General features: G+C 69.8%; 19 protein-coding genes. 2 read left to right on the top strand and 17 right to left on the bottom strand.

Annotated elements, in window-relative coordinates; all coding sequences use genetic code 11:
• Positions 1–21 precede the first annotated feature (21 nt).
• From purH to AAFO60_RS04590, 11 genes are all read right to left on the bottom strand, one after another.
• Entirely contained in the window at positions 22–1,617 is a 1,596-nt protein-coding gene (gene purH, locus AAFO60_RS04640; RefSeq protein ID WP_347954988.1) for a bifunctional phosphoribosylaminoimidazolecarboxamide formyltransferase/IMP cyclohydrolase, read from the bottom strand.
• On the bottom strand, positions 1,614–2,195 hold the full coding sequence (purN, locus tag AAFO60_RS04635) for a phosphoribosylglycinamide formyltransferase (RefSeq protein WP_347955083.1): 582 nt from the start codon (positions 2,193–2,195) through the stop codon (positions 1,614–1,616). Before purN ends, purH begins: the two co-directional genes overlap by 4 nt.
• 168 nt (positions 2,196–2,363) lie before the next feature.
• A complete protein-coding gene (locus AAFO60_RS04630; RefSeq protein WP_347954987.1) occupies positions 2,364–3,749 on the bottom strand; it encodes a cell division protein PerM in 1,386 nt (461 codons plus the stop codon).
• A 172-nt stretch (positions 3,750–3,921) separates the two neighbouring features.
• On the bottom strand, positions 3,922–5,013 hold the full coding sequence (locus AAFO60_RS04625) for a DUF5336 domain-containing protein (protein ID WP_347954986.1): 1,092 nt from the start codon (positions 5,011–5,013) through the stop codon (positions 3,922–3,924).
• Positions 5,014–5,120: 107 nt separating this feature from the next.
• Complete coding sequence (locus tag AAFO60_RS04620; RefSeq protein WP_347954985.1) at positions 5,121–7,058, bottom strand: acetoacetate--CoA ligase; 1,938 nt, start codon at positions 7,056–7,058, stop codon at positions 5,121–5,123.
• A complete protein-coding gene (locus AAFO60_RS04615) occupies positions 7,055–8,695 on the bottom strand; it encodes an AMP-binding protein (protein WP_347954984.1) in 1,641 nt (546 codons plus the stop codon). The genes AAFO60_RS04620 and AAFO60_RS04615 overlap by 4 nt, the downstream gene beginning before the upstream one ends.
• A gap of 385 nt (positions 8,696–9,080) precedes the next feature.
• Complete coding sequence (locus tag AAFO60_RS04610; RefSeq protein WP_347954983.1) at positions 9,081–9,932, bottom strand: HpcH/HpaI aldolase/citrate lyase family protein; 852 nt, start codon at positions 9,930–9,932, stop codon at positions 9,081–9,083.
• Positions 9,933–9,934: 2 nt separating this feature from the next.
• Entirely contained in the window at positions 9,935–10,432 is a 498-nt protein-coding gene (locus AAFO60_RS04605; RefSeq protein WP_347954982.1) for a MaoC family dehydratase, read from the bottom strand.
• Positions 10,429–11,577, bottom strand: coding sequence for an acyl-CoA dehydrogenase family protein (locus AAFO60_RS04600; protein ID WP_347954981.1), 1,149 nt, complete (start codon positions 11,575–11,577; stop codon positions 10,429–10,431). Before AAFO60_RS04600 ends, AAFO60_RS04605 begins: the two co-directional genes overlap by 4 nt.
• Positions 11,578–11,638: 61 nt before the next feature.
• Positions 11,639–13,732, bottom strand: coding sequence for a biotin carboxylase N-terminal domain-containing protein (locus AAFO60_RS04595; protein WP_347954980.1), 2,094 nt, complete (start codon positions 13,730–13,732; stop codon positions 11,639–11,641).
• An 11-nt stretch (positions 13,733–13,743) separates the two neighbouring features.
• On the bottom strand, positions 13,744–15,315 hold the full coding sequence (locus AAFO60_RS04590) for a carboxyl transferase domain-containing protein (RefSeq protein WP_347954979.1): 1,572 nt from the start codon (positions 15,313–15,315) through the stop codon (positions 13,744–13,746).
• 179 nt (positions 15,316–15,494) lie between these two features.
• Here AAFO60_RS04590 and AAFO60_RS04585 point away from each other — a divergent pair, with 179 nt between their 5' ends.
• Positions 15,495–16,013, top strand: a complete 519-nt coding sequence (locus AAFO60_RS04585; protein WP_347954978.1) for a nuclear transport factor 2 family protein — start codon at positions 15,495–15,497, stop codon at positions 16,011–16,013.
• Positions 16,010–17,170, top strand: a complete 1,161-nt coding sequence (locus AAFO60_RS04580; protein WP_347954977.1) for a 12-oxophytodienoate reductase — start codon at positions 16,010–16,012, stop codon at positions 17,168–17,170. The genes AAFO60_RS04585 and AAFO60_RS04580 overlap by 4 nt, the downstream gene beginning before the upstream one ends.
• Positions 17,171–17,233: 63 nt before the next feature.
• Here AAFO60_RS04580 and AAFO60_RS04575 read toward each other — a convergent pair whose 3' ends face one another.
• The 6 genes from AAFO60_RS04575 to sucC all read right to left on the bottom strand — a co-directional run bounded on the left by AAFO60_RS04575 (position 17,234) and on the right by sucC (position 22,400).
• The gene (locus tag AAFO60_RS04575) at positions 17,234–17,848 is read right to left on the bottom strand and encodes a TetR/AcrR family transcriptional regulator (RefSeq protein ID WP_347954976.1); all 615 of its coding nucleotides are present in this window, start codon (positions 17,846–17,848) and stop codon (positions 17,234–17,236) included.
• A 13-nt stretch (positions 17,849–17,861) separates the two neighbouring features.
• Positions 17,862–19,211 (bottom strand): carboxyl transferase domain-containing protein, encoded by a 1,350-nt coding sequence (locus AAFO60_RS04570; RefSeq protein ID WP_347954975.1) that lies wholly within the window; start codon positions 19,209–19,211, stop codon positions 17,862–17,864.
• 27 nt (positions 19,212–19,238) lie between these two features.
• A complete protein-coding gene (locus AAFO60_RS04565) occupies positions 19,239–19,664 on the bottom strand; it encodes an RDD family protein (RefSeq protein ID WP_347954974.1) in 426 nt (141 codons plus the stop codon).
• Positions 19,657–20,223, bottom strand: a complete 567-nt coding sequence (locus AAFO60_RS04560) for a hypothetical protein (protein ID WP_347954973.1) — start codon at positions 20,221–20,223, stop codon at positions 19,657–19,659. Before AAFO60_RS04560 ends, AAFO60_RS04565 begins: the two co-directional genes overlap by 8 nt.
• Positions 20,224–20,317: 94 nt before the next feature.
• Positions 20,318–21,220, bottom strand: coding sequence for a succinate--CoA ligase subunit alpha (sucD, locus tag AAFO60_RS04555; protein WP_347954972.1), 903 nt, complete (start codon positions 21,218–21,220; stop codon positions 20,318–20,320).
• A gap of 16 nt (positions 21,221–21,236) precedes the next feature.
• Positions 21,237–22,400, bottom strand: coding sequence for an ADP-forming succinate--CoA ligase subunit beta (gene sucC, locus AAFO60_RS04550; protein ID WP_347954971.1), 1,164 nt, complete (start codon positions 22,398–22,400; stop codon positions 21,237–21,239).
• Positions 22,401–22,489 lie beyond the last annotated feature (89 nt).

The following is a 22,489-nucleotide window of genomic DNA, read 5'->3' as shown; positions in this document are numbered from 1 at the left end:
ACCCGCCCACGATCGGTCGGCTCAGTGCGCGAAGTGCCGCGCCCCGGTCAGGTACATGGTGACACCCGCGGCCTTGGCCGCTTCGATGACCTCGTTGTCGCGGACCGACCCGCCGGGCTGCACGACCGCGCGGACACCGGCGTCGATCAGCACCTGCAGACCGTCGGGGAACGGGAAGAAGGCGTCGGAGGCACCGACCGAACCCGTCGCGCGGTCGCCGGCGCGGTTGACCGCCAGGTGTGCCGAGTCGACGCGGTTGACCTGCCCCATGCCGACTCCGACGGAGGCGCCGTCGTGGGCCAGCAGGATGGCGTTCGACTTGACCGCGCGGCAGGCGCGCCAGCCGAAGACGAGGTCGCGCAGCGTGTCGGCGTCGGCGGCCTCGCCGGTGGCCAGGGTCCAGTTGGCGGGATCGTCGCCCTCGGCGTCGATGACGTCGCGTTCCTGGACCAGCAGTCCGCCCGACACCGGACGCATCTCGAGCCCGGTCTCGGTGGGGGCCTGCGCCACCAGGATGCGGATGTTCTTCTTGCGCGAGAGCACGTCGACCGCGCCGTCGGCGTAGCTCGGGGCGATGATCACCTCGGTGAAGATCTCCGCGACCTGCTCGGCCATCTCGACCGACACCTCGCCGTTGGTGGCGATGACGCCGCCGTAGGCGCTGACCGGGTCGCAGGCGTGGGCCTTGCGGTGTGCTTCGGCGATGTCGGCGCCGACCGCGATCCCGCACGGGTTGGCGTGCTTGATGATCGCGACAGCCGGCTCGGCGTGGTCGTAGGCGGCCCGCCAGGCGGCGTCACCGTCCGTGTAGTTGTTGAACGACATCTCCTTGCCGTGCAGCTGCTCGGCCTCCGCGAGACCGGGCGCGGCGTCGGTGTCGACGTACAGCGCGGCCGCCTGGTGCGGGTTCTCGCCGTAGCGCAGGGTGGCCGAGCGCTTCCAGGTGGCGCCGGTCCACACCGGGAACCGGCTGACCTCGCCGTCGTCGGCGACATCGGGGGCGACGGTCGAGCTCATCCAGGTGGCGACCGCGACGTCGTAGTCGGCGGTGTGGCGGAAGGCCTTGGCGGCCAGCGCCTTGCGGTCGGCGAGCGAGAAGCCGCCCGCGGCGACGGCCTCGGCGACCCGGGCGTAGTCGGCGGGGTCGACGACGACGCTCACCGACGGGTGGTTCTTCGCGGCGGCGCGCACCATCGACGGCCCGCCGATGTCGATCTGCTCCACGCACTCGTCGGGGGTCGCGCCGGAGGCGACGGTCTGGGTGAACGGGTACAGGTTCACCACCACCAGCTCGAAGGGTGCGACGCCGAGCTCGGCGAGCTGCGCGAGGTGGTCGTCCTTGCGGGTGTCGGCCAGGATGCCCGCGTGCACACGCGGATGCAGCGTCTTGACGCGGCCCTCGAGGCACTCGGGGAAACCGGTCAGTTCACTGACCTCGACCACCGGGACACCCGCCGCGGCGATCGTCTTGGCGGTGGAGCCGGTCGAGACGATCTCGACGCCCGCGGCGTGCAGCGCGGTCGCGAGATCGGCCAGGCCGGTCTTGTCGTAGACGCTGATCAGCGCGCGCCTGACGGCGCGAGCGCCCAGGGCCGCGGAATCTGCGGGTGCATTCACTTGATGTGTGCCTTTCGTCCATCGGTGACAACGCCACGGGTGACGACCGCGTGCACCACTTCTGGCAGCAGCACGCGCTCGACTTCTTTGATGCGTTCGTGAAGGGTCTCTTCAGTGTCCTCGGGCAGCACCTCCACGATGCGCTGCGCGAGGATCGGCCCGGTGTCGACGCCGTCGTCGACCAGATGCACCGTGGTCCCGGTGACCTTGACGCCGTAAGCGAGCGCGTCGGCCACGCCGTGTGCGCCCGGGAAGGCGGGCAGCAGCGCCGGATGCGAGTTGACGACCCGACCGCCGAAGCGAGCCAGGAAGGCGCTGCCGAGGATCTTCATGAAACCTGCGGTGACGATCCAGGCGGGCGCCAGTTCGGCGACGGCGGCCGTCAGCGCGGCGTCCCACGCCGCACGGTCGGGATAGTCGCGCAGTTCGCACAGCACCACGGGCAGGCCCGCGTCGATCGCACGATCTGCGGCAGCGCAATCGCGGTCGACCACGACTCCCACGATGCGGAAGGGCGCATCGTCGGCGTCGGCGAGGTCGCAGACTGCGGCCATCAACGATCCGGTTCCGGATGCCATGACGACCACGGGCACGCGGGCGTCCTGGGCTGGTTTCACGGAGTACAGCTTAGTCGGGGCGCGGCGCACTCGGACGAGCCGGGTCGTGCCGTCGCATTTCTACCACCGAGACGGCAGATTCGGCCCCGATCAGCCCAGACATCGCCACATACGCGTTGGTAATGCGGTTCACTCCCGAGTCGGGCCCGCAGCGTCAGCGTCGACGTCGACGTCGACACCGTCCTCGACCCCATCCGCCGGGTCGGCCTCGAGGTCCTCGTCCGCCGCCCGGTCGTCCGCGTGATCGTCGTCTACTCCACTGCCCTCGTTGTCAGTGGCGGCCGTATCGAGCGCCGGCGCCGGGAGCGTCGGCCTCGCCGATGCCGCGCGCTCGGTGCGATGGTCGCGCAGCCGGTACAGGCCGGCGGTCGCCGCGGCGGTCACGCCCACGGCGGCGAACGCGTAGACGCCGGTGGCGGGCACACCGACCCCGGCGTGCCCCATCTCGCCGAGCGTGCCGCCCGCCAGACCCGCGGCGATCACCATCAGGCCCGACGCCACGCCCGCCCCCACGCCGACGGCGCGCAGGTGAGCGATCACGTCGTGGCTGCGCGTGAACCACCCCAGCAGGACACCCGCGACGACGGGGACCAGGAACAGGAGGCCACCGACGGCGCCGACATCGGCGGTCGGCACCACCGCGGCGACGGGCACGGGCGGCAGTGTGCCCGGGTGGGTGCTGAACGCGTCGATGACGGTCCCGCCCAGTTGCGCGCTCGCCCCCACCGTGATCGCCGCGGCGCCGACGACGAAGTTCGGCAGATACAGGATCGACAGGACGGTGAGGCCGAGATACCCGTCGAAGGTGTTCCCCGCTCCGATCACTTCGGCGACCGCATCGAAGTGCACGACGAATCCGACGAAGACCGCGACGGCGCCGCCGGCGATCAGCGCGCCGAAGGCGGCGGCACCGCCCCGCGCACCGACCCGGTCGGAGGCCGGAATCGCGAACTCGTCGAGAAAGGGATGCAGCAGCCGCGGCACCAGGCCGAGCAGCGCCGCGACGCCGTGAACGAGCAGGGTGAGCCCGAAGGCGGCCAGGGGCGCCGGGTTGCCGATCGGGCTCGCGGCGGCGCCGTCGGCCACCACGGCCAGCGCCAGGGCGGTCGCGACGATCGGCCCGATCACCGCGGTCCCGGCCACGCGCAGGAGTTCGTTGAACGAGGAGGCGTGCGCGGTCGCCCGCCGCACCACGCGATAGGTGCCGTACCCCACGAGCAGGGTCGGCAGCAGGGGCAGCACCCCGATGCTCACTCCCCCGATGGAGAGCGCGGTCTGATTCACCGCCAGCCACCCGGCGGCCGTCGCGGCGCCGAGACTCGAGAACCCGGCACCGGACGCGACCTGGGTGATCAGCACCGTGAGGAAGATCGTCAGCCAGGCGACCGTCGGCACCGTCAGGCCCACCCGGATCACATCCCAGGTCACCGGCGCCTTGGGCGCCTGGTCGGCACGCCGGTCCAGGCGGACCTGCCGAAGACGGGCCGCCAGCGAATCGGAAGTGGGCGCAGACATCACCATTGAGGGTGTCATGTCGCGCGTGAGGCCACCGTCCGACGCGCCGCGCCCCGCAGAGAATGCGCGGCAACCCACAGGTTTCACTCAGGGACGCTGCCGCGCAAACGGCGATCGCCGGGCTGCGGCCCAGAAGGACCGCGACCCGACGATCGCCTGAATGCTGTCAGATTCAGTGCTGACCGGACTCCGGCCGCTGCTCGGGCTTCACGAACGCGGTGGTCGCGCCGGCATCGGTGTCGGTCGCGGGAAGCGGATTCGACGGCGACGACGTGGGTCCGGCTTGCTCGGCCGCCTGCCCCTGCTCGGCCTGGCCGTACTGGGCGGCGGGCTGACCGTAGCCGGCGCTCGGCTGATACGCGGCCTGCGACTGCTGGCCGTAGGCGGTGGTCGGCGGAGCCTGCTGACCGTACGCGCCGTAGCCATACGACGACGCATCGGCCGCGGGTGCCGCCGGTGCGTGTGCGGCGGTCGCAGCAGGCGTCGAGAGAGCCTCAGCCGACTCGATCTTGACCTTGCCGGACTCCACCAGCAGCCAGAGGGCTGCGGCTACGAACACCAGAACCGATGTAACGAGAAGGATGATGGCGCCCGCCGCCTTAGAGATGGTGCCGCCACCGAGTTCCTTCCCGAACGAGTCCAAAAACTCCACGAACGGCTCAGTCGTCGCGAACTGAAAGATCGTGACCAGCACGCCAACCGTCGCAAGCCCTGCAATAAGCGCGACATAGTGTTTCGTCGCCCCGACAAGGAAGGTGAGCAAAGCCAGAACACCGGCCAGGGACACCAGACTGTACGGAGTCGAGAACGTCGAGTTGAAGACTTGGAAAGCGGAATTGCCACCGTCGGCCTTGTATGCGTCGACGAATCCGCAGAACAGCGTGACGACGCCCAGCACGCCGACGACCCCGGCCAGGATGGTCGGCGTGTTCGCGGGCAGTCCGTGGCTCGCGGGCTTGGGCGCCTGGTAGCCGTAGCCCTGCTGGCCGTACTGCTGTTGGCCGTACTGCTGCTGGGCATACTGCTGCTGCCCGTACTGTGACTGCCCGTGCTGCGCCTGTCCGTACTGTGATTGCCCGTACTGCGACTCCCCGTACTGGGGCTGCCCGTACGCCTGCTGACCATACTGTTGGTCGCCGGGCTGCTGACCGTAGCCGCCGGCCTGCTGACCGTATTGCTGACCGTACGCAGCCTGCTGACCGTATTGTCCGGCGTCGCCCTGACCGTAGCCCGACTGCCCCGAACCCGATGGCGGGTAAGTCATCCAATCACTCCTCAGTGACGCTCGGGCCACCCCCGTGATGGCCCACGAATGCAATCCACGCTAATACACGTCCCTGACCGTCCGCTGAACGCCGTCGGCCGTTCGGCTCACCAGCGGTGCGCGCGTCCCCGCTCGGCGTACCACTCGATCAGCGAGTAGTCGTCGACCGATCTCGGGTCGACGTTGACCTCGCTGCGACCGGCGAGAATGGCCGTGACCGGCACTTCCAGCTTCTTCCCGGTCCGGGTGTGCGGGATGCCCGGCGCGACGACGACCTCGTCGGGCACGTGTCGCGGCGACAGCTTCGTCTTGACCTCCCCCGCGATCCGCGCGGTGAGCTCGTCGGTCAGTTCCGCACCCGGCACCAACGTCACGAACAGCGGCATCCAGTACTTCGCGCCGGGACCGTCGACGCCGAGGACGAACGCTTCGGCGATCTCCGGGATCGCCTCGACGACCTCGTAGATGTCGGCCGATCCCATGCGGATGCCGTGGCGGTTCAACGTCGCGTCGCTGCGGCCGTGGATCACCAGCGAGCCGCGCTCGGTGACGGTGACCCAGTCGCCGTGTCGCCACACGGGCGCGGCGGGGCCCTCGCCCTCCCATTCGTGGGCGAAGTACGCGTTGCGGTACCGCTGTCCGTCGGGGTCGTTCCAGAAGCTGACCGGCATCGACGGCATGGGTGTGGTGACCACCATCTCGCCCACCTCGCCGATCAGCGGCTCGCCGCTCGGCGACCAACTCTCCAGTCCGACGCCGAGGTAGCGCGCCGACAGTTCGCCAGCGACCACCTCGACGCCGGTGGTCCCGCCGGCGAAGGCGCTGACCACGTCGGTGCCACCGCTGATCGACGAGATCGGCAGCTCGTGCTTCACGTTCTCGTCGACCCAGTCGAACAGGTCGGCGGCCAACGTGGAGCCGGTGCTGCCGAGCAGCTTCAGTGCGGACAGGTCGTGGTCGGCGCCCGGGTGCAGTCCGGCCTTGCGCGAGGCCTGCAGCTGGCCGGGGCTGGTGCCGAAGAAGGTGACGCGCTCGTCGGCGACGATCCGCCACAGGCGGTCGGCGTCCGGGTACAGGGCCGAGCCGCTGTAGGTGATGATCGTGGCGCCGCCCAGCAGCCCGGCCACCTGGTAGTTCCACATCATCCAGCTCAGCGCGGTCTGCCAGAAGAAGACCGACGACTCGTCGAGGTCGGACTGGATGGCGACGCATTTGAGGTGCTCGACGATCACGCCGCCGTGACCGTGCACGATGCCCTTGGGCCGTCCGGTGGTGCCCGAGGAGAACAGCACCCACAGCGGATGGTCGAAGGGCACCTTCACCGGCTCGGGCAGGTGGTCGGTGTCGGCGACGATCTGCGACCACGGCGTCGCCGCGACCTCGCCCGGCTCACCGACCATGATGTGCGCGACGTCGTCGCCGAGCAGCGACGCGAGTTCGGCCGAGTCGGCGCGCTTGTCGATGTCCTTGCCGTTGTAGCGGTAGCCGGCGGCCGAGAAGAGGACCTTCGGCTCCAGCTGCGCCAGGCGGCCGGCGGCGCCCTCGGGGGCGTAGTCCTGGCCGCAGCCCGACCAAATGGCGCCCAGCGACGCCGTCGCCAGGAAGGCGATCACCGCTTCGGGGATGTCGGGGAGATAGGCGGCGACCACGTCGCCGCTGCCGACCCCGGCCTGCCGCAGCGCATGCGCGACGGCGCCGACGCGAGCGGGCAGCTCGGCCCAGGTGATCGCGGTCCGCACGCCGTCCTCGTCGAGTCCGACGATCGCCTCGCCCGGCTGCCCGGCGCGGCGCAGCACCACGTCGACGTAGTTGAGGCGCACGTCGGGGAACCACACCGCGCCGGGCATCGTGTCGTCGGCCAGGACGGCGGCGTCACCGTCGGCGAGGGGCGCCTGCGCCACCTCGTCGAGCTCGAAGAACTCCCACACGGTCCGCCAGAAGCCCGGCAGGTCGGTCACCGACGCCTGCCACACCTCGTCGTACGTCGTCAGCGGCCGCCCCGCACGCTCGCTGAACCTGGCGGCGAACCGCTCCAGCACCGTCATGATCCGAGCCCCAAGAATTCGATCGACTGCTCCCGCATCTCCACCTTGCGCACCTTACCGGTGACGGTCATCGGGAACTCGTCGACGATGTGCACGTACTTGGGGATCTTGTGCCGGGAGATGTGGCCGGTCGAGAACTCGCGGATCGCCTCGGCCGTCAGTTCCGCCGCACCGTCCCGCAGCCGGATCCACGCCATCAGCTCCTCCCCGTACTTCTCGTCGGGGACACCGATCACCTGGGCGTCGACGATGTCGGGATGGGTGTACAGGAACTCCTCCACCTCGCGCGGGTAGATGTTCTCGCCGCCGCGGATGACCATGTCCTTGATTCGCCCGGTGATGCGGACGTAGCCGTTGGGCGCCATGACGCCCAGGTCGCCGGTCCGCATCCATCCTTCGGAGTCGATGGCGGCCGCGGTCTTCTCGGGGTCGTTCCAGTACCCCTTCATCACCGAGTAGCCGCGCGTGCGGAACTCGCCGGTCTCGCCGAAGGGCAGCGTCTGCCCGGTCTCCGGGTCGGCGATCTTGATCTCCAGGTGCGGACCGACCCGTCCGACGGTGCCGACCCGCCGATCGAGCGCGTCGTCCATCCGGGTCTGCGTCGACACCGGGCTGGTCTCGGTCATGCCGTAGCAGATCGACACCTGCGCCATGTTCATCTCGTCGATCACCCGCCGCATCACCTGCTCGGGGCAGGGCGAGCCCGCCATGATGCCCGTCCGCAACGACGAGAGGTCGAACGCCCGACCCGAGTCCAAGAGCGCCAACTCGGCGATGAACATCGTCGGCACGCCGTACAGGCTGGTGCAGCGGTACTTCTCGACCGCCGCGAGGGTGGCGGCGGGATCGAACGCCGGGCCGGGGATCACCATGGCGCAGCCGAAGGCGATGGCCGCGAGGTTGCCCATCACCATGCCGAAGCAGTGGTAGAAGGGCACGGGCAGACAGATGCGGTCGGCCTCGGTGTAGTCGAGCAGCGCACCGACGAGGTAACCGTTGTTGCCGATGTTGAGGTGCGTCAGCGTGACGCCCTTCGGCGAGCCGGTGGTCCCGGAGGTGTACTGGATGTTGATCGGATCCTCGGGCCGGAGGCCGGCGGCGATCTCGGCGATCTTCGCGATCTCGTCGGCGGTCGGCTCGGCGAGCATCTCGGTGAACGTGTCGGACTCGAACAGGACGGTCTCGCGCAGGTCCGGCAGGTCGCCGGCGACGTCGTCGAGCATCACCGCGTACTCGGAGTCGCGGAACCGTTCGGCGGCCAGGACCAGCGTAGTGCCAGACTGGGCGAGCGCGTACGCCACTTCGTGACGTCGGTACGACGGGTTCAGCACCACCAGGATCGCGCCGATCTCGGCGGCGGCGAACTGGGTCAGCACCCATTCGAAGCGGTTGGGCGCCCACAGTCCCACCCGGTCGCCGGGCTGCACGCCGTGTCGCAGCAGCCCGGCGGCCAGGGCGAGCACGTCGTGCCGGAACTGCGTGTAGGTCCACGTGCGGTCGACGGCGGCGTCGATCAGCGCCGGCGAGTCGCCGTGCGCGGCGGCCGTCGCGGCCAGCGTGGTGCCGATCGTCTGGCTCAGGAGCGTGGGCTCGGATTCGCCCGCCGCGTAGGACAGGGTGGCGTCAGTTCCGGTCATGGTGTCCTCCAGTGGGTGTGAGATGAAGTGTGACTGGTCGTGCGTCGTGCAGGTCTCGATACGCATTGGAAGGCCGCCCCGTCCAGGCTGGTCGAGTAGCCCGCGAACGAAGTGAGCGAGCGTATCGAGACCCACGGCCGAGCAGGTCTCGATACGCCTGGAAAGGCCGCCTCCCCCAGGCTGGTCGAGTAGCCCGCGAACGAAGTGAGCGAGCGTATCGAGACCCCCCACGTCCGAGCAGGTCTCGATACGCCGCGGCGCTGCGCGCCGGGGCTACTCGACCACCCTGAAACGGCCGCCTCATCGGAAAGCGCCCCCGCAGGCTGGTCGAGTAGCCCGCGAACGGAGTGAGCGAGCGTATCGAGACCCCGCGCCGACGCCATGCTCAGCCGTCCTGCACTCGGGCCAGGACGGCGCGGGCCTGCGCGATCAGCGGGGCGTCGATCATCTGGCCGTCGACGGCGAAGACGCCGTTCGCGTTGTCGGCCACACCGGCCATCACCGCGCGCGCCCAGGCGACGCGTTCGGCCGACGGCGCGTAGCCGGCGCGGATGTGTGCTGCCTGGCTCGGGTGGATGCAGGCGGTGGCCGTGTACCCCTGTGCGACCGCGTCGCGCACCTCGGCGACGAGGCCGTCGACGTCGGCGATGTCGATGTGGACCGAATCGATCGCGGCCACCTCGAAGGCGGCCGCAGCGAGCCGGACCCGCGCCCGCACGTGCCGGGCCACATCGCGGTAGCGGCCGGGATGCGCCTCGTCGTCGCCGAATCGGCTCGCCGTGCCGCCCATGGCCGCCAGCAGGTCTTCGGCACCCCACATGAGGCCGACGCAGTTGTCGGCGGCGGCGATCTCGTCCACGCGCACCGCGCCGAGCGGGGTCTCGATGAGTGCGATCGTCGGCAGGCCGTGCGCCAGCTGCGCCGCCGACTCCGCCTTGGCCTGCATGACGACGCGGTAAGCGGTGGCTGCGACTGCTTCCAGATCCAGGCGATGGTCGGCGGTGTCGGCCGGATTGATCCGGACGACGACCCGTTCCGGGTCGACGGGTTCGGCGATCAACGCCTCCCGCGCGGCGGCCTTGTTGCCCGGCGCAACGGCGTCCTCGAGGTCGAGGATCACCACGTCGGCGCGGTCGAGGGCCTTGCCGTAGCGTTCGGGCCGGTCGGCGGGACAGAACAGCAGTGCCGGGCCGGCCGGCGTCCACGTCGCCCGGGAGTCTGGTGCTGCGGAGGTCACGCTCACTCCCCTTCCGGTCGGACACGGACCAGCGTCGACCGCGAGGCTCGCGCCACGACCACGCCGTCCTGGTTGCGCCCGATGTGGGTGAGGTCGATGATCCCCTCCCCCGGCCGCGACTTCGACAGCCGCTTACCCGTGCACTCGGTCTCCCCGTACAGGGTGTCGCCGGCGAACATCGGCGCGGGGAAGGCGATGTCGTGGAAGCCGAGGTTGGCGACCAGGGTGCCCTGCGTCAGCTGCGCCACCGACAGCCCGACGATCGTCGACAGCGTCAGCATGGAGTTGACCAGTCGCTGCCCGCCGAAGCCGGGCTGCGTGGCCGACCACGCCGCGTCGAGGTGCAGCGCCTGGGTGTTCATGGTGAGGGTGGTGAAGAAGGTGTTGTCGGCCTCGGTGATGGTGCGTCCGGGGCGGTGCTCGTAGACGGTGCCGACCTCGAACTCCTCGTACCAGAGGCCACGCTGGGTGACTCGCTTGGCGCCCTCGCCGGGGGTCATGCCGGCAACCCCAGCGACCGTGCGATCAGCATGAGCTGCACTTCGGTGGTGCCCTCGCCGATCTCGAGGATCTTGGAGTCGCGGTAGTGCCGCGCGACCGGGTACTCGTTCATGAAGCCGTAGCCGCCGTGGATCTGGGTCGCCATGCGGGCGTTGTCCATCGCCGCCTCCGAGGACACCATCTTGGCGATGGCCGCCTCCTTCTTGAAGGGCTTGCCCGCCAGCATCTTGGCGGCCGCGTCGTAGTACGCCATGCGCGCGACGTGGGCGCGGGCCTCCATGCGGGCGATCGCGAAGGAGATCGACTGGTACTCGGAGATGGCCTTGCCGAACGACTTGCGTTCCCGCGCGTACTTGATCGACTCGTCGACGCAGCCCTGGGCGACGCCGGTCGCCAGACCGGCGATCGCGATCCGCCCCTCGTCGAGGATCGACAGGAAGTTGGCGTAGCCGCGGCCGCGTTCGCCGAGCAGGTTCTCGCGGGGGACGCGGCAGTCGTCGAAGCTGAGCGGGTGGGTGTCGGAGGCGTTCCAGCCGACCTTGTTGTAGGCCGGTTCGGCGGTGAACCCGGGCGTGCCGGCGGGCACGATGATCGTCGAGATCTCCTTGCGTCCGTTGTCCTTCTGCCCGGTGACCGCGGTGACCGTGACCAGCGAGGTGATGTCGGTGCCGGAGTTGGTGATGAACTGCTTGCCGCCGTTGACGACCCACTCGTCACCGTCCTCGCGGGCGGTGGTGGCGGTGGCGCCCGCGTCCGATCCGGCGCCCGGCTCGGTCAGGCCGAAGCCGGCCAGGCGCTTGCCTGCGAGGAGGTCGGGCAGCCAGCGTTCCTTCTGTTCCTGGGTGCCGAACCGGTAGATCGGCATGGCGCCGAGTCCGACGCCGGCCTCGACCGTGATGGCGACCGACTGGTCGACCTTGCCGAGTTCTTCCAGTGCCAGCGCGAGGGCGAAGTAGTCGCCGCCCATGCCGCCGAACTCCTCGCTGAAGGGCAGCCCGAACAGGCCCATCTCGCCCATCTGCGCGACGATCTCGTACGGGAACGACTTCTCTTCGTCGTGCTTGGCGGAGACGGGGGCGACGACCGACTGGGCGAAGTCGCGCACGGTGTCGACCAGGTCGGTGTATTCCTGCGTCAGTTCCATGGGGTGGTGATTCCTCTGTGCTTCTAGATGGTGCGGGTTTCTAGGGACGTGGTCGGGATGGTCAGGACTCGGTTTCGGGGACGACGTGCGCCAGGAGCTGCTGTGCGTCGACCTTCTCACCCACGCGGACCTCGATGCCGACGGTCCCGTCGATCGGGGCGCGCAGGGTGTGCTCCATCTTCATCGCCTCCACCACCACGAGGGCCTCGCCCGCGGTGACCGCGGCGCCGTCGACCCCCGGCACGGCGACGACGGTGCCGGGCATCGGGCTGACGACGTCGCCGGCCGCATCAGACTCATCGTGCTCCGAGAGCATGCGGGCCGTCTGCAGAATCCAGGTTCCCGGCTGCCCCGACACCCAACGGCGGCCGGTGCGGGCATCGACCTCCACCTCCCAGCGGCGGGAGCGGCCGTCGAAGACGAGGTCGAAGACCCCCGCGGCGACCTCGTGGAGTCGCACCGGCGCCTGCCACGGCTCGCGGTCGTCGTCGAACTCGATGGTCACCTCGGCGTCGAACAGTCCCTCGCGTCGCTGCTCGTAGCCGCGGCCGGTGATCAGCGCCGACACCGTGTAGACGCGGCCGGACTCGACGAGTTTGGCGACCACCGGCGACGGCGCGCCGATCCGGAAGCCGACGGCGCTGGACCACAGGTCGTCGGGGCTGCCGAGGTCGAGGGCCCCGAGGGTGGCGGCGACCAGGGCCCGCGGATCCGGCTGCGGTGCGGCGTAGTCGACGGCGATGCGGTCGAGCAGTTCGGTGTCGAGGGCGCCGGCGCGGACGTCCTCGCGTTCGAGGATGTACCGGCAGAAGTCGATGTTGCTGACGACGCCGAGCAGTCGGGTCTCGGCGAGGGCTTCGTCGAGGCGGTCGATGGCCTCAGCGCGGTCGGCGCCGTAGGCGATCACCTTGGCGAGCATCGGATCGTAGTCGCTGCCGATGACCGTTCCGGCCTCGATGCCGCTGTCGACGCGGATGCCGTGCCCGCGACCGCCGGCGACCGGATGTGCCGGCCCCGACGACGCCAACCGCGGCCACGACAGTCGCGTCACGGTGCCGCCGGTCGGCAGGAAGCCCTGGGCGGGGTCTTCGGCGTAGACGCGGGCCTCCACCGCGTGTCCGGTGAGCACGATGTCGTCCTGGGTCAGCGACAGCGCCTCACCGCGCGCGATCCGCACCTGCTGTTCGACGAGGTCGACGCCGGTGACGAGTTCGGTCACCGGGTGCTCCACCTGTAGGCGGGTGTTCATCTCCATGAAGAAGAAGTCCTCGGGCGCCTTCGCCGAGACGATGAACTCGACGGTCCCCGCGCCGGTGTAGCCGACGCTGCGGGCGGCGTCGCACGCGGCGGCGCCGATGCGGGCGCGGGTGGCCTCGTCGAGCAGGGCCGACGGCGCCTCCTCGATGACCTTCTGGTGGCGGCGCTGCAGGGAGCATTCACGTTCGCCGAGGTGGATGACGTTGCCGTGCTCGTCGGCGAGGATCTGGACCTCGATGTGCCGCGGGGTGAGGACGAAGTGCTCGAGGAACAGGGTGTCGTCGCCGAAGGCGGAGGCGGCCTCGCGGCGGGCGGTCGCCAGGGCTTCGGGCAGGTCTGCCGGGTCCTCGACGCGGTGCATGCCCTTGCCGCCGCCGCCCGCGCTGGGCTTGATCAGGACCGGGAACCCGACGCCTTCGGCGGCGTCGATGAGCTCCTGGTCGGTGAGGCCGGGCCGGGAGATGCCGGGCACCACGGGCACGTCGCGCTTGGTGACGGCGTCGCGTGCGGTGATCTTGTCGCCCATCGTGGCGATGGCGGAGGCGGGCGGGCCGATGAAGACGATGCCCGCGTCGGCCAGGGCCTTCGCGAACTGCTGATTCTCGGACAGGAAACCGTAGCCGGGATGCACGGCGTCGGCCCCGCACAGGCGGGCGGCCTCGACGACGGCGTCGATCCGCAGGTAGCTCTCGACCGCGGCGGCCGGACCCAGCCGGACCGCCTCGTCGGCGGCCTTGACGTGGGGTGCCTGCGCGTCGGCGTCGGAGTAGACCGCGACCGACTTGATGCCCATCTCGTGCAGCGTCGAGATGACGCGGCACGCGATCTCGCCGCGGTTGGCGACGAGGACCTTGCGGATGTTGCGGGTGCGGACGGGAGTGTTCGCTGAAGTGTTCATGTGGTGATCCCTCACATCCGGAAGACGCCATAGGCGGGGTCGGGCAGCGGCGCGTACCGGCAGGCCTCCAGGGCCAGGCCGAGGACCGTGCGGGTGTCGGCGGGGTCGATGATCCCGTCGTCCCACAGCCGTGCGGTGGAGTAGTAGGCGTCGGACTGACGCTCGAACTGGTCGCGGATGGGCTGCTTGAACGCCTCTTCCTCGTCGGCCGACCAGGTGCCGCCCGACCGTTCGACGCCGCCGCGGCGCACGGTCGCGAGGGTGTCGGCCGCCTGCGGTCCGCCCATCACCGAGATCCGCGCGTTTGGCCACATCCACAGGAATCGCGGCGAGTAAGCCCGCCCGCACATGGAGTAGTTGCCTGCACCGAAGGAGCCGCCGATCATGACGGTCAGCTTCGGCACGCGCGCGCAGGCGACGGCGTTGACCATCTTGGCGCCGCTCTTGGCGATGCCGCCCTCCTCGTATTGGCGGCCGACCATGAAGCCGGTGATGTTCTGCAGGAAGATCAGCGGGATGCGGCGTTGGTCGCACAGTTCGATGAAGTGCGCGCCCTTGAGTGCGGCCTCGCTGAACAGCACGCCGTTGTTGGCGACGATGCCGACCGGGTGCCCGTGGATCTTGGCGAACGCGGTCACCAGGGTGGTGCCGTAGCCGGCCTTGAACTCGGTGTACTCGCCGCCGTCGCAGACGATCTCGATGACCTCGCGGACGTCGTACGGGATACGCGGATCGGTGGGGACCACGTCGTAGAGGTCGGTCTGGCTCCGCTGCGGCGCGACGGTGGTCGCGGTGTCCCACTGGGCGGGCTCGCGCGGGCCCAGGGTGGCGATGATCTCGCGGACCTTCAGCAGGGCCTGCTCGTCGTTGTCGACGAGGTGGTCGGTGACGCCGGAGACGGTGGAGTGCATGGTGCCGCCGCCGAGGTCCTCGGCGGTCACGTCCTCACCGGTGGCGGCCTTCACCAGGGGCGGGCCGGCCAGGAAGATGGTGCCCTGGTTGCGGACGATGACGTTCTCGTCGCTCATCGCCGGCACGTAGGCGCCGCCCGCGGTCGACGAGCCCAGCACCGCGGAGATCTGCGGGATGCCCGCCGCGCTCATGGTGGCCTGGTTGTAGAAGATGCGGCCGAAGTGCTCGCGGTCGGGGAAGACGTCGTCCTGGTTGAGCAGCATGGCGCCGCCGGAGTCGACCAGGTAGATGCAGGGCAGCCGGTTCTGGGCGGCGATCTCCTGCGCGCGCAGATGCTTCTTGACCGTCACCGGGTAGTAGGTACCGCCGGAAACCGTGGCGTCGTTGGCGACGATCATGCACTCGCGGCCGTGGATGCGGCCGATGCCCGCGACGACGCCGGCGGCCGGCGCCTTGCCGTCGTACATGTCGTGGGCGGCCAGCGGCGCCACTTCCAGGAAGGGCGATCCGGCGTCGATGAGTGCGTCGACGCGGTCGCGCGGGAGCAGCTTGCCGCGGGACAGGTGGCGTTCGCGCGCCTTGTCGCCGCCGCCGCGCGCCGCGGCCACCAGCCGAGTTCGGAGCACATCGACGTTGGCGCGGTGCGCGTCGGAAGAAGTCGTGGTCGTCATGCCCGCTCCCTTTCGGTTAGTTTCGATTAACTGAAACTAAGGATAGGTGATCGCGCGCACATTCGCCAGTGCTCGCGCAGACCGATTCGGATCCGCCGAGACTCCGCCAGACCGCACCCCTGTTCCCGATGAGTGGGCACGCACCCCGCGTCCGCGCACACACCCGTTACCGTGCGGGCATGGCATCTGCTGAGATCACGCTGTCGATCCCCGAGCAGCTCTGGGCGATCGAGTGCATCAAGAACACTTTCGCCGAGCGGCTGCGGTGCATGGATCGCAAGGAATGGGACCGCTACCCCGCACTGCACACCGACGACGTCGTGTCGGAGACCTGGGGCGGGCTGCCGAAGGACAAGCAGCCCGACACCGACGGCGTCGCGAATCGCATCGTCGGCACCGGTCCGCTGACCAAGGCCATCTCCGCGCTGCTCGACGGCCCGGTGAAGGTGACCTCGGTGCATCACGCCCACACCCCGCAGATCGAGCTGACCTCCGACACCACCGCGCGCGGCACGTGGGCCATGGAGGACAAGCTCTGGTGGACCAACGGCGACCACGAGGAACACCTGCACGGCTACGGCCACTACCACGAGGAGTACCGCAAGGTCGGTGAGCGCTGGCTCATCAGCTACCGGACGCTGGTGCGCATTCGTGAAGACAAGACCCCCGGATTCTTCGACCTGATCGGAAAACTGTGACCTCCCTGCTGACCCCGCTCACCGTCCGCGGACTCACCGTCCCCAACCGCCTCGTGATGTCGCCGATGACCCGGCAGCATTCGCCGAACGGGGTGCCCGGCGCCGACGTCGCCGAGTACTACCGCAAACGCGCGGCCGGCGGCACCGGGCTGATCATCACCGAGGGCGTCGCGATCGACCATCCGAGTGCCGTCGACAGCCCCGCCGTCCCCCGCCTGCACGGCGACGAGGCCCTGGCCGGCTGGCGCGCCGTCGTCGACACCGTGCACGCCGAGGGCGGGCTGATCATTCCGCAGCTGTGGCACGTCGGCCCGCTGTGGGGCGCGATGTCGGAGGTCGATCCGGCGATCGAGCCGATGCGACCGTCCGGCCGGTGGGGCACCCCCGGACGCACCGGCTACTCCGCGGAGTACGTCGACCGGTCGACGCCGATCACCCACCCGATGACCGATGACGACATCGACGCCGTCATCGCCGGATACGCGACCAGCGCCCGCAACGCCGCCGAACTGGGCTTCGACGGCATCGCGATCCACGGCGGACACGGCTATCTGCTCGACGCCTTCATGTGGGCCGACACCAACCGGCGCGACGATCGCTGGGGCGGCGACCTCGCCCGGCGCGCCGCCTTCCCCGCCGCGGTGGTGGCCGCGATCCGCGCCGAGATCGGCGACGATCTGCCGATCATCTACCGCTTCTCCCAGCACAAGCAGCAGGACTACACCGCCCGCATCGCCGAGAACCCGGACGAGCTCGGCGTCCTGCTCGGCGCCCTGGCCGACGCCGGCGTCGACGTCTTCGACGCGAGCATCCGCTACTTCACCGCCCCGGCGTTCGCGGGCAGCGACCTGAGCCTGGCGGGCTGGGCCAAGAAGCTGACCGGGAAGGCCGCGATGGCCGTCGGCAGCGTCGGAATGCCCGCGGGCACCATGCCGACCGCGCTGGCGACGGTCGCGCGGACCAGCGCCGACGCCGCCGCGGCCGCCGTCCCCGACCACTCGATCGTCGGCGCCGCCGAATGCGTCGCCTCGGGCGAGTTCGATCTGGTCGCGATCGGCCGCCTGCACCTGGCCAACCCCGACCTCGCCGCCCGGATCCGCGACGGCGTCGACCCGGTGGTGTTCGACCGGAAGCGCCACGAGTTCGTCCTGCACTGACCCTGCACCGGGCACCGACACCGGTGCGCGGCTCGTCGTCCGGTGAGCGGGCGACGGGCCGCGTCAGGCGTCGAGCGCGCCCATCGCCATCCGGACGAGCAGCTCGTGCAGCCGGTCTCGGGAGAAGGCGGGCAGACGCGGCGACGAGTTCAGCAGGCCGAAGGTCGCGTGAACCCGGACCCGCGCTTCGATGGTCTCCAACTCGATGCCCCGACCGTCGGCGTGTTCTCGCAGGACCCGAACCCACACCTCGACGTATCTCCGCTGCAACGAGCGCACCCGGTGCCGCGCGGCGTCGGACAACGACCACAGGTCGCGGTCCTGCACGCTGATCAGGTCGGGCCGGGTGACCAGCACCTCGATGTGGAAGACGATGAGGCGCTGCAGGATCTCCTCCGGGGTCCCGCCCTCCGCGGCGGCCGCCGCACCGCCCTCGTAGAGCCGTTCGCTGACGTCGACGAGGATGGTGTCGAGCAGCTCGGACTTCGACTCGAAGTGGCGGTACATCGCCGGACCGCTGATCCCGACGGCGGCGCCGATGTCCTCGAGCCGGACGCCGTTGTATCCGCGCTGGGCGAACTGACTCGCCGCGGCCTCCAGGATCTCGATGCGCCGCTCGGCCTTCGCCAGTTCACGGCGAGTGGCGGGGCGCGGAGACGGGGCGGTGTCGGGACTCATGTCGGGCCCCACTCTACTGCCCGACCCGCACCCGACCGGCCCGATCGGCTCGCACGCCGCCCGCGATCCACGCATCGATCGCGTCCACGACCCCGGGCAGATCCTCGACGACCTCGTCGACGATCCCCAGTCGGTGCAGATCACGCACCCAGATGTGCTGGCTTCGCGCCATCTCTGCGGCGCGCCCGACGTCGCCGTGCATGATGATGCCCGCACCCTCGGGCGGCAGCGGCGCCAGCCAGGCGTCGGCGACGCCGAAGACTCGGTCGGCGGGGAACATCGCCAGCGCCGCGCCGCCGGTCCCCTGTCCCAGCAGCACCGACACAGTGGGAGTCGGCGCGGCGAGCAGTTCGGCCGTGCAGTGGGCGATCTGCCGGGCCAGGCCCGCCTCCTCCGCCGCCCGCGACAGCTCGCCGCCGCTGGTGTCGACCACGCTCACCAGCGGCAGACGCCAGCCGACCGCGAGGGCGATCGCCCGGCGCGCCACCCGCAAGGCGGCGGCGTCGATCAACCGGCCGTCGTCCTGGATCCGCCGATCCTGCCCCACCATGACCGTCGGTCGCCCGCCGAAGCGCGCCAGGCACACCCGCACCGGGCCGTCGCCGGCGACCGTCACCGCGCCCAGCAGCGATTCGAGTTCGGCGAGCCCGTGCCGGCCGGCCGCGCGCGTCGCGACGACCGCCGCCCACGCATCGGACGCCGGGGTCGCTCGCCGCGTCGACCGCCCCGGCTGTCGGACCGACCGGCCGGCCGGGTCGATCGCCTCGAGCACGCGGTCGACGCGGCCACGCACATCGGCGACGTCGAAGACGTCGTCGATCAAGCCGAGCCGATGCAGATTGTCCGACTGCTGCACACCGGGCGGGAACGGTTCGCCGTAGATTCCCTCGTACACCTTGGGGCCGAGGAAGCCGGTCAGCGCACCCGGCTGCGCCCAGGTGAGGTCGCCCAGCGACCCCCACGACGCGAAGACGCCGCCGGTGGTCGGATGGCGGAGGTACACCAGGTAGGGCAGTCCCGCCTCGCGATGCTCGGTGACCGCCGCGGTGATCGCCGCCATCTGCAGGAACGCAGGCGTCCCCTCCTGCATCCGCGTGCCGCCCGAGGCGGGCAGAGCGAGCAGCGGCAGTCGGCGCGCGGTCGCGGTGCGCACGGCGTCGACGATGCGCGCGCCCGCCGTCGCCCCGATGGACCCGCCGGCGACGCCGAACTCGCTGACCACCAGAGCCACCGGGCGACCGTGGATCCGGGCGCAGCCGGTCACCACGGACTCCGGTTGCGCGGCCGGAGTCCACGGCTCCCAGGTGGTCGGGTCGGCCACCGATTCGACGACGGCCCGGGCATCAGGTCGGTCAGCTCGCATGCCCCGATGATGCCTCAGTCCACGACGTCACTCCCGCGCATAGACCACCCGGGTGCGCAGGAGCGCGTCCTGCAACGACAATCGCTTGGACGACAACGCCACCCAGAACAGTCCGACCGGGAACACCACGCACAGCACCGCGCGCGGCCCGATCTGCGCGAAATGCAGCGGCTCGCCGTTGGCGCGGATCACCCGCAGTCCCATCAGCACGTTGCCGACGGTGCGGCCGGACATCGACCAGCACACCATCAGATACAGCACCGAGGTCACCAGGAAGCCCGTGGTCGTGAACCACAGACCGATCTGGGGAAAGACGAAGTCGGTCACGTCTCTGGTGAAGATGATGAACGAGGTCGCCAGGTAGCCGACGCCGAGGACCGTCACGACCACGACGGCGTCGATGACCGCCGCGATCGCCCGGCTGACGATGCCCGCGGAGCGCTCGTCACTCATCGTCGTCGGACTTGCGGCGCAGCACCCGGTTGACGAAGCCTTCGACGACGTCGTCGGCGCGTTCACTGCCGGTGCGGACGTCGGAGATCATCTCCGTGGTCACGGTGGAGCCGGCGTCGCGGACGATCGACGACAGGTCGACGCCGTCGATAACGCGATTCCCGACGACGACCAGGTCGATGTTCGCCAGGACGGCGTCGAGGTCGACGGAGCCGATGACCTCGTCGAGGTCGATGCGGGCGATGATCGCTTCCACGTCCACCCCGGTGAGCACCGGGTTCAGATCCAGTCGCGCCAGGATCGGGTTCAGATCGACGGTCTGGAGCAGACCGTCGAGGTCGATGCGCGCGAGCAGTGCATTCAGGTCGATCCGCTCCACCACGGGCTGCAGGTCGATCGCGGCGAGCACGCGATTGAGATCGACGGCCGCGAGGAGCACCTCGGTGAGATCGACGTCTTCGGTGAGGAAGTCGATCGCCTCCGAGAGCACTCCGCGGATGATCGCGCGGGGAAGGTCCGCGACGCGGTTGACCGCTCCCGCGACCAGATCTGTTATCACCGACTGATTATGGCCGATGACAGAACGCCCCGGTGCGGCAGGACTGCCGCACCGGGGCGTTCATCCGGTCGATCCAGCCGAAGCCGGAGTCAGATCAGAGTGCGTCGAAGAGCTCGCGCGCCAGAGCGGCGGTCTCGCTCGGGGTCTTGCCGACCTTGACGCCTGCGGCCTCGAGGGCCTCCTTCTTGGCCTGCGCGGTGCCGGAGCTGCCCGACACGATGGCGCCGGCGTGGCCCATGGTCTTGCCCTCGGGAGCGGTGAAGCCCGCGACGTAGCCGACGACCGGCTTGGTGACGTTGGCCTTGATGTACTCGGCCGCACGCTCCTCGGCGTCGCCGCCGATCTCGCCGATCATGACGATGAGCTTGGTCTCCGGGTCCTTCTCGAAGGCCTCGATCGCGTCGATGTGGGTGGTGCCGATGACCGGGTCGCCACCGATGCCGATGGCGCTCGAGAAGCCGAGGTCGCGCAGCTCGTACATCATCTGGTAGGTCAGGGTGCCCGACTTCGACACGAGGCCGATCGGGCCCTTGCCGGTGATGTTGTTCGGGGTGATGCCGACCAGGGCCTCGCCCGGCGTGATGATGCCGGGGCAGTTCGGGCCGATGATGCGGGTCTTCTCGCCCTTGTCGACGTTGTAGGCCCAGGCGTACGCCGAGTCCTGCACCGGGATGCCCTCGGTGATGACCACGAGCAGCGGGATCTCCGCGTCGATGGCCTCGATGATGGCGTCCTTCGAGAAGGCGGGGGGCACGAAGGCGATCGAGGTGTCGGCCCCGGTCTTCTCCATGGCCTCGGCGACGGTCGCGAACACCGGCAGCTCGACGGCGTTGCCGTCGGCGTCGACGTGCGAGACGGTGGTGCCGGCCTTGCGGGCGTTGACGCCGCCGACGACGTTGGTGCCGGCCTTCAGCATCAGTGCGGTGTGCTTGGTGCCCTCGCCGCCGGTGATGCCCTGGACGATGACCTTGTTGTTCTTGTTCAGGTAGATCGACATGAGTCTGCTTCGTCTCCTACTTGTTCGCCAGCTCGGCGGCCTTGTCGGCGCCGGCGTCCATGGTCTCGGCCACGGTCACCAGCGGGTGGTTGGCCTCAGCGAGGATCTTGCGACCCTCTTCGACCTTGTTGCCGTCGAGACGGACGACCAGCGGCTTGCTGGCGGTGTCGCCCAGCTTGGCGAGCGCGCCGATGATGCCGTTGGCGACCGCGTCACAGGCGGTGATGCCGCCGAAGACGTTCACGAAGACGCTCTTGACCTGCTCGTCACCGAGGATGACGTCCAGGCCCGCAGCCATGACGTCGGCCGAGGCGCCGCCGCCGATGTCCAGGAAGTTGGCGGGCTTGACGCCGCCGTGGTTCTCGCCCGCGTAGGCGACGACGTCCAGGGTCGACATGACCAGGCCCGCACCGTTGCCGATGACACCGACCTGTCCGTCGAGCTTGACGTAGTTGAGGTCGTTCTCCTGAGCCTTGAGCTCGAGGGGATCGGTCGCGTCCTTGTCCTGGAACGCGGCGTGGTCGGCCTGACGGAAGTCGGCGTTGCCGTCCAGGGTGACCTTGCCGTCGAGGGCCAGGATCTGGTCGTCGGGGGTGCGCACGAGCGGATTGACCTCGACCAGCAGGGCGTCTTCGGCGACGAAGACCTCCCAGAGCTTCTGGATGGTCACTGCCGCGGCGTCGAGCACCTCGGCGGGCAGGTGGCCCTTCTCGGCGATCTCACGCGCGAACGCCAGGTCGACGCCCTTGACGGCGTCGACGGCGATCTTGGCCAGCCGCTCCGGCTTGGTCGCGGCCACTTCCTCGATCTCCATGCCGCCCTCGACCGAGCACATGGCCAGGTAGGTGCGGTTGGCGCGATCGAGCAGGAAGGAGATGTAGTACTCCTCGGCGATGTCGCTGGCTTCTGCAACGAGCAGTCGCTTCACGACGTGGCCCTTGATATCGAGCCCGAGGATGTTTTCGGCGTGCGTCTGTGCGTCATCAGGGGTCGCGGCGTACTTGACGCCACCCGCCTTGCCGCGGCCGCCGACCTTGACCTGCGCCTTGATCATCACGGGCTTGCCGATTTCCTCGGCAATCGCGCGCGCATCAGCGGCAGTATCGGTCACCCGACCGGGTGTGGTGGGTACCCCATGCTTGGCGAACAGTTCCTTCGCCTGGTATTCGAAGAGATCCATTCAGCTCACCATCTGAAGTAATGTTCCGCCCGCTTCGGTGTAACGCGGGCCATAGGCGACTCTAGTGCCCCGCACCTGCCGCATTCGCA

The sequence above is a fragment of the Gordonia aichiensis genome, from assembly GCF_039946255.1.
In the GTDB taxonomy this organism is placed as follows: Bacteria; Actinomycetota; Actinomycetes; order Mycobacteriales; family Mycobacteriaceae; genus Gordonia; species Gordonia aichiensis_A.
Note: the sequence above shows the minus strand (reverse complement) of the source record. Positions and strands in the feature narration are given on the sequence as shown.